Below are 6,720 nucleotides of genomic sequence, written 5' to 3' on the forward strand. Positions count from 1 at the left end.
TCTTAAATATTCACCAACACTTAACAATCTCAAGGTTACCGAGTTTTATATTACTATTTTACGGGTAATCAAAAACACAATAATAACTACTTCATTATAACTATTACTATGCTCATTTTTTGCATGTGTCTTTCACTCATGCTTTTTCCCTGTTCTCGTCCGTCGTATGTGCCTAAGGATAAGCCATGACAATTTATAAAAAGAATCTTTTAGCTTCTGCGTCTCTCAGCTTTCAGTTAATGACACGGTCTGAGCCACCAGAATTGGTGATTGCGACTATCCAGTCTTTGCTGGCTGTTAAAGAGGCGACTGATGAGATTCTTATTATTGATAACAACAATACAGACACCTCACTATATCAGCCTTTGGCCGCTTTTTGCGCCAGTCTAGATCCAGCCCTTAATGTCCGCTTTTATCATATTGATGCGGTAGAAGGCTTTAAGGCAGGCGCGTTAAACTTGGCGTTGGGGCTGATGAATCCAGACTGCTCACACATTGTGGTGGTCGATAGTGATTATCAAGCACTTCCGCATGCAAGAATATCTATTGCCAATGCTATTAAGCAATATCCAAACCATACGCTTTTGCAGTTTCCACAGTTTTACCGCAGTGCTGGGCAAGTGGACACGCACAGCGAGCTTAACCATTATTTTAATCATCATTTATACCGCCCCTTTAATCGTAAGCGTGCACTATCAACAGGCACTTATGCAGTGATACGCCGCGCAGATCTCTTGAGCTTAGGCGGTTGGTCAGGTGCTTCTATTACTGAAGATGCACAAATGGGCGTCTTGATGCATAAAAGAGGGTTTCGAAGTCAGTTCATACCAGAAGTCATTGCGACAGGTCTCTTACCTACTTCGTTAAATGATTTGATGTGTCAGCGTCGGCGCTGGATTTATGGCAATATGCAGGTGTTAAGCAACTATTTTTCAATAGCCTTGCCCACTAAAAGCCAAGATACGAAAAGTCTGGGTAAACGTTTAGCGTATACGCGCGCGCATCTCTCGCAGCTCAGTGCTTGGATAAACTTTACGGGTTTATTTATATTTTTGCAGCTAGCGACCTTATTTATCCTTGGCTACGCACTTCTAAAAGCTCAGTTCTCGGACGTCACGCCTAATATGTCCCTACTCACGCCTTTGTACTTGGTTTATGCCAGCTATGGCGCTTTTATCATACGGCGATTATGGGCATATTTACAGGATAAAGCACCACTAAACAGACAGCTTAATCAAAACCATCAGTCTAGTATCAAAATGCGTGGCAGAGCATGGCTGATGCATCTGAACTTTTGGGAGCTTGGCGCGCTATCTTGGTTGCCTGTGTTATGGGGTAGTGAAAAACCCTTTGTCTGTACGCCAAAGCAAGCATACATTCGCACTCAAAGCTCATTACGTCGTGCAAATATGGTGGCGTTACCCAAGCTGATTTTGCTGCTCAATATCATCACTGCCGTTATAGTGGCACCGTTTTCGCCGCTTTATTCTCCGCTATTATTTATCTGTGCTTTGGTAATTTGTACGTTAAAAATCGGCGCCGCAAAAGTGGCATTTGATAACTTTAGGGTCTCTGAGAAAAATCCGTCCACCATTAGCATTAAGTCTAAACCTACGGTTGCCTTGGCTACTAGTCAGCCTCGCAAACCCACCAAAAAGCTAAAACCACTGCAACCTGAAATGCATACGACATTTGAAGACAAAAAGATTATTAATTCTTAATGGTTGGCTTTAGGCATTGATTTTATTAAATCCTTTTTTACTTATTTACCATAATCGCTCGTTTTACTTTGAGGTACTTATGCCCGTTGCTGACCCTGTTAATTTTATAGAGGCTATTGACAATAATGCTGATAATGCTGAACGCCCTACCCTGTTAGCGGAGAAACCTTTACGCATTGCGATGATTGCTCATTGTTTATACCCTATTGCGCAGCCCTTTGCTGGCGGGCTTGAGATGATTACCCAGCTTATATGCGATGAGCTTGTCGCCCAAGGTCATGAGGTTTTGCTTTATGCGCATCAAGACAGTCAAACGCAGGCCCGCCTCGTCCCGATGCTAACCCGAGAAGCATTTGATAAGATGGTCTATCGGAATGAGCATGAGACTTTAGGCATGAGCCGCGAGGAGATGTATCAGTATCTGGTCTATCAAGATGTGCTACGCGATATCATCGAGCGCGATGAACGTGGTGAGATTGACATCGTGCATAATCACAGCTTACATCATATCCCGATGATGACCGGTCAAGCGTTTGGCTCGCGGTTTTTTACCACCTTCCATACGCCTATTTTCCCGCAGTTGCGTTTGGCGCTATTGACCTTGCGTCACGGTACAACCACCCAGTTTACCGCTATCAGCAAACACCAACAGCAGCTATTTTCTGAGTTTGTGCCATCAGAAGTGGTTTATAACGGCATTGATGTAAAATCCTTTGATGCTAATATTGAATCTACGGTTGATTTTACCCGTGAAAATGGTGAAATTTATTTTTGGTTTGGACGTATTTGCCCCGAAAAAGGCACACACTTGGCCATGCAATACTGTATGGAAGCTGGAAAAAAACTCATCATTGCTGGCCCTAAAAGCAATGAAGCGTATTTTGATGAGCAAGTCGCCCCACTCTTGGCTAAAGATGGTGAAAATGGCGCGCAAAAACTGTTTGATTATGTCGGTCATGTCACCAAAGACGAGGTAAATCGCTACCTCTGTCAAGCGACTGCCATGCTATTTACCAGCACATGGGATGAGCCGTATGGTTTAACACTGGCTGAGAGCTTAGCGTGCGGTACACCAGTGATTGGCTTTGATGTTGGTGCTAGCGACGAGATTGTCACACCAAGCACCGGCATTATCGTCGCTAAGGAAGATAAAGACGCGTTTATCAAAGGTTTTACTAAGATTCAAAGTATCTCACGCCAAGCCTGCCGAGAACGTGCCTTACAGTTTTGTTCCGTAGCAGCCATGGTAGCAGGCTATTTAGACTTGTATAAAGCAGCAGTAGCAGAAAGCGAGCAGAAAAAGATTCAGCAGAAAAAAGGCGTTGAAGCTCCAACAGATGCACATTTAAAACTGAATCCATTTATCCACAGAAATGGCAAAAGCAATAAAGCAGAGTCAATAATCGGTTCAAACAGTGGCTTAAATAACATAATGGAGCGAGGTTAATGCGGCTTGGTTATTACGCTCATCATCACGGCTCAGGGCACTGCCGCCAAATCGATAAGCTTGCTGCCTTATTACCCACTGAAGCAAGACAGCAATTAACGGTATTTACCAGTTTAACGTCCGACACCTATACGTTTGCGGCTATAGATGAAGCGCAAGTTGTACGACTACCCGCCGAAGATGAACGTGCAGATGATGTACTCGCTGGGCGCGCAGGACAAAATTGGCAACCAGCCAGCCTGCATTATTCGCCCGTCGGTAATAGCGATATTCAACAGCGCAGCCATAAAATACTCGATACGATTTATCAGCGCCACATTGATTTGATGATTATTGATGTCAGCGTTGAAGTCGCCATGCTATGCCGCGCCGCCAGTGTTCCGTACCTTTATGTCAGACTACCAGGTATACGCGATGATGAGCCGCATCTAAACGCTTTCGCTGGTGCGCTTGCTTTACTGGCCCCTTATCCTCGCAGATTAGAATCTACTAAAACTTCTGAATGGATAAGTCAAAAAACCCTCTATCTTGACTTTATCAACACTGAGCAAAGGGATGCGCAAACTTACCGAGATTTTATAAAACACTTAATGCAGCTGATCACTGATAAAAAAGCACTCTCTTTGATGCTAAATGATAAAGATAAAAATACGCCAACTATCGTTAGCGTCATTAAAGGCTATGGTGGGCATCAAGCTATTGATGCAACACTGCCTGAGCTGCGGCAGCTTTTGCCATATGCCTTTATTATATCGCTTGGCCCTATCGACGAGGATAAACGACATTATGTTGACATCGCAGTCGACGTAAGTGATGTAACGCCATTTATCGAACATAGCGATTATCTACTGATGGCCTGCGGTCTAAATGCCGTCGCCCAAGCCTATGATTATGCGACGCCACTGGTCGTCCTACCTGACGACCGCCCCCACCAAGAGCAAGAGGTAATGGCAGAGGCGTTGATAGCCCAAGGACGCGCCTTAAGTTGGCAGCAATTTAAAGACTTAATGATTGCAAGCGTCACACACAAGCTAAGTGGAGAAATTGCCAACCAATCTGCACGAATCCAATCCTTATCAAAGCCTGATAATGCAATACTTAAGCAAAAATCTGTACAGACAGCTCAAGCGTTTATGCAGAGTATGGCCGAGTACCCAACGACTAAAGCTTGGTTTGAACAATGGTTGCTGCCGCAGCTTGCCTTAAAGCCTGAACGTTAAAAGCAATGACTATCAATAACGTCACAGCAAAAATATAAAAGCCAAATTAACAAAAGAGGCACTGACAAACAATGACCGTAAAACCCACCACCAATTCCAATGCGGTTTCTGAGCATATGCCGGTAACGGTGATCACGACTTGTTATGGACGCAATCGTCACCTATATAATCTGCTCAGTAGCCTCGCAAATGGCAGCGTTCAGCCCGATGAAGTTATTATTGTCAATGATGATGCCGACCCTAAACGTCTGGCTGATTTTGCTTTAAACATTGTCAAGATTCCGACGAGCGCAGGTTTAGTGGACAGCGCAGACCATCAAACGTTAGAACATCAAACGCTAGAAAAATCGGACAAAACCGAATTTGATATCGGTCATAATCGCAATATTGGCGCCGCGCGTGCCAGCCATGACACGCTGATATTTTTGGATGTTGATTGCATCGTAGCGCCGAGCTTTATTGAACAACTAAGCACAAAATTAAACCAGTATCCAAACGCTCTACTGATGGGGCAACCGCGCTATCTGACGCGACCTTTATCAAACGAGGAAAGCTTGGCGTTGCAAAAGGGCGCGCTGACTAATGATTACTTAAATCATCTGTCGGTTTATAATCCTTATCGCGATAACTTCGATGCGAAACAATCGATGTCTACTGAGGCAGTACCGACAGCTATTAAAAAAACGGATGATTACGGCGCTTTTTGGAGTTTATGCTTTGCGATTAAACGTGAACAGTTTGAGAAAATAGGGGGTTTTGATACGCAGTACACCGGTTATGGCGCAGAAGATACCGACTTTGCCTTTACTGCCCGTCAGTTAGATATTGATTTTTATCTGACCGCCGACCTTGTTTATCATCAGCAGCACACCGTCTATCGCCCGCCTCTCAACCATTTGGAAAGCATTATCGTCAATGGCAATCGTTTTTATCAAAAATGGCAATGCTGGCCGATGGGCGGCTGGCTTGAGCAGTTCTGCAAAATGGGCTTGATTGAGTGGACGAACGAGCAATCAAATTCAATTACGCTGTTACGTCAACCTAGCAGTAAAGAGATAGAGTTGGCCTATTATCCCGATGCCGCCTACGTTTAAATTACCAACCTTCCCTTGCCTAATACTGGCGTATGATCTCTACCTCTGGCGGCGGCGAACTCATTTCACGGCGCTCAAATTCCCAATTATGCCCTTGCCAAAAATGCGCGGTTTTATCGTTGTCATTAAAACCTATCATTAATAATTGCAGCGGTAGCGGTGCTTTTTGCAGCAGCTGCACATACTCTCGCGCCGCTAATAACAATCGATACAACAAAAATCCTGACGAAGGGGCTGAAGAGTGAATATCTGTAAAGTAAGGATAGTCCTCAACGACCGGATGGCGCTCCGATAACACGCTATGATGCGCCGTATCCTGCAACAACACTTGCACCGCCGGTGGCAGCGTCAGTATGCGATCATCATCAATCGGGTCATCATCGGGACTTGGGTCATCACTGAGCAAAGGAAATTGATAAGGCTGATTGCTCAGTAAAATACCCAATGGTGCCGCTTTTGCCATGCGCTTCATCACCGCGACATTGTTGCTCCTTGGTGGCAAACCGAAATGCAGTTTACTATCGCCAATCTGGCGAAAAAACAACAATTTAGGCAGGCTACTGGCAAGCAGGTGGTTGGCAAAAAAATCAGCATTAATAAAATGGTTAAATAAAACCAAAACATCGTCAGGACGTAACAACTGCTCAAGTTTATCAGTGCTAATAGAAGGGTTATTGGCGATAAAGACGATGCGTTTATTTTGCTTTAACGCGTTTTGGATGTTGAGTGGCAGGGCTGTAAATGCAGCGGCTTCTTTGCTTATTTTATTCAAATTATCCTCATAATTAGGGGCTGGTGATTGCGATATTGATAATTTGCTATTTAACAAATTTCCAAAAATTCAAGTCTGTATAAATGGCTTATACCAAACCCAAAATATATAGTATCATCCACTTATGACTATACCAATACATAACCTAGAAGACCATGACTTTGGCAAACACTCAAAGACTGAGCGCAATCCCAGAGCCCGACTACGCCTGCTCATCTTATACCAATATAGTATGGGCAAAGCCACTAACGATATTGCCAAAGACCTCTGCATACATCCTGAAACTGCCAGACGGACATTGAAGCGTTATTATGAACGAGGACTTGAAAGTCTCTACGATCGTCATCGTCGAGGTCGTCACAGCAAATTGGCAGAAGCAGACACAGCCGCTTTTAAAGCCATGATAGTCTCTGAACAAGAAAAGCGAGCTGGCGGTCGTCTAACAGGCAAAGACATTCAGCAATTG

General features: G+C 44.2%; 6 protein-coding genes. 5 read left to right on the forward strand and 1 reads right to left on the reverse strand.

Going from position 1 to position 6,720, the window contains the following annotated elements; genetic code table 11:
• Positions 1-185: 185 nt before the first annotated feature.
• The 4 genes from CXF58_RS02475 to CXF58_RS02490 all read left to right on the forward strand — a co-directional run bounded on the left by CXF58_RS02475 (position 186) and on the right by CXF58_RS02490 (position 5,482).
• Positions 186-1,721, forward strand: coding sequence for a glycosyltransferase family 2 protein (locus CXF58_RS02475; protein ID WP_102076469.1), 1,536 nt, complete (start codon positions 186-188; stop codon positions 1,719-1,721).
• Between the two features lie 79 nt (positions 1,722-1,800).
• Positions 1,801-3,168, forward strand: a complete 1,368-nt coding sequence (locus CXF58_RS02480) for a glycosyltransferase (protein WP_102076470.1) — start codon at positions 1,801-1,803, stop codon at positions 3,166-3,168.
• The gene (locus CXF58_RS02485) at positions 3,168-4,388 is read left to right on the forward strand and encodes a hypothetical protein (RefSeq protein ID WP_102076471.1); all 1,221 of its coding nucleotides are present in this window, start codon (positions 3,168-3,170) and stop codon (positions 4,386-4,388) included. The genes CXF58_RS02480 and CXF58_RS02485 overlap by 1 nt, the downstream gene beginning before the upstream one ends.
• Positions 4,389-4,459: 71 nt before the next feature.
• Positions 4,460-5,482, forward strand: coding sequence for a glycosyltransferase family 2 protein (locus CXF58_RS02490; RefSeq protein WP_102076472.1), 1,023 nt, complete (start codon positions 4,460-4,462; stop codon positions 5,480-5,482).
• Between the two features lie 19 nt (positions 5,483-5,501).
• On the opposite strand, the gene CXF58_RS02495 is transcribed toward CXF58_RS02490, so the two are convergent.
• On the reverse strand, positions 5,502-6,254 hold the full coding sequence (locus CXF58_RS02495; protein ID WP_102076473.1) for a hypothetical protein: 753 nt from the start codon (positions 6,252-6,254) through the stop codon (positions 5,502-5,504).
• A gap of 124 nt (positions 6,255-6,378) precedes the next feature.
• On the opposite strand from CXF58_RS02495, the gene CXF58_RS02500 reads away from it, so the two are divergent.
• Positions 6,379-6,720: helix-turn-helix domain-containing protein (locus tag CXF58_RS02500; RefSeq protein WP_145989793.1), on the forward strand; the 342-nt coding region annotated here is incomplete at its 3' end.

Source organism: Psychrobacter sp. Sarcosine-02u-2 (assembly GCF_002836335.1).
Taxonomy (GTDB): Bacteria; Pseudomonadota; Gammaproteobacteria; order Pseudomonadales; family Moraxellaceae; genus Psychrobacter; species Psychrobacter faecalis.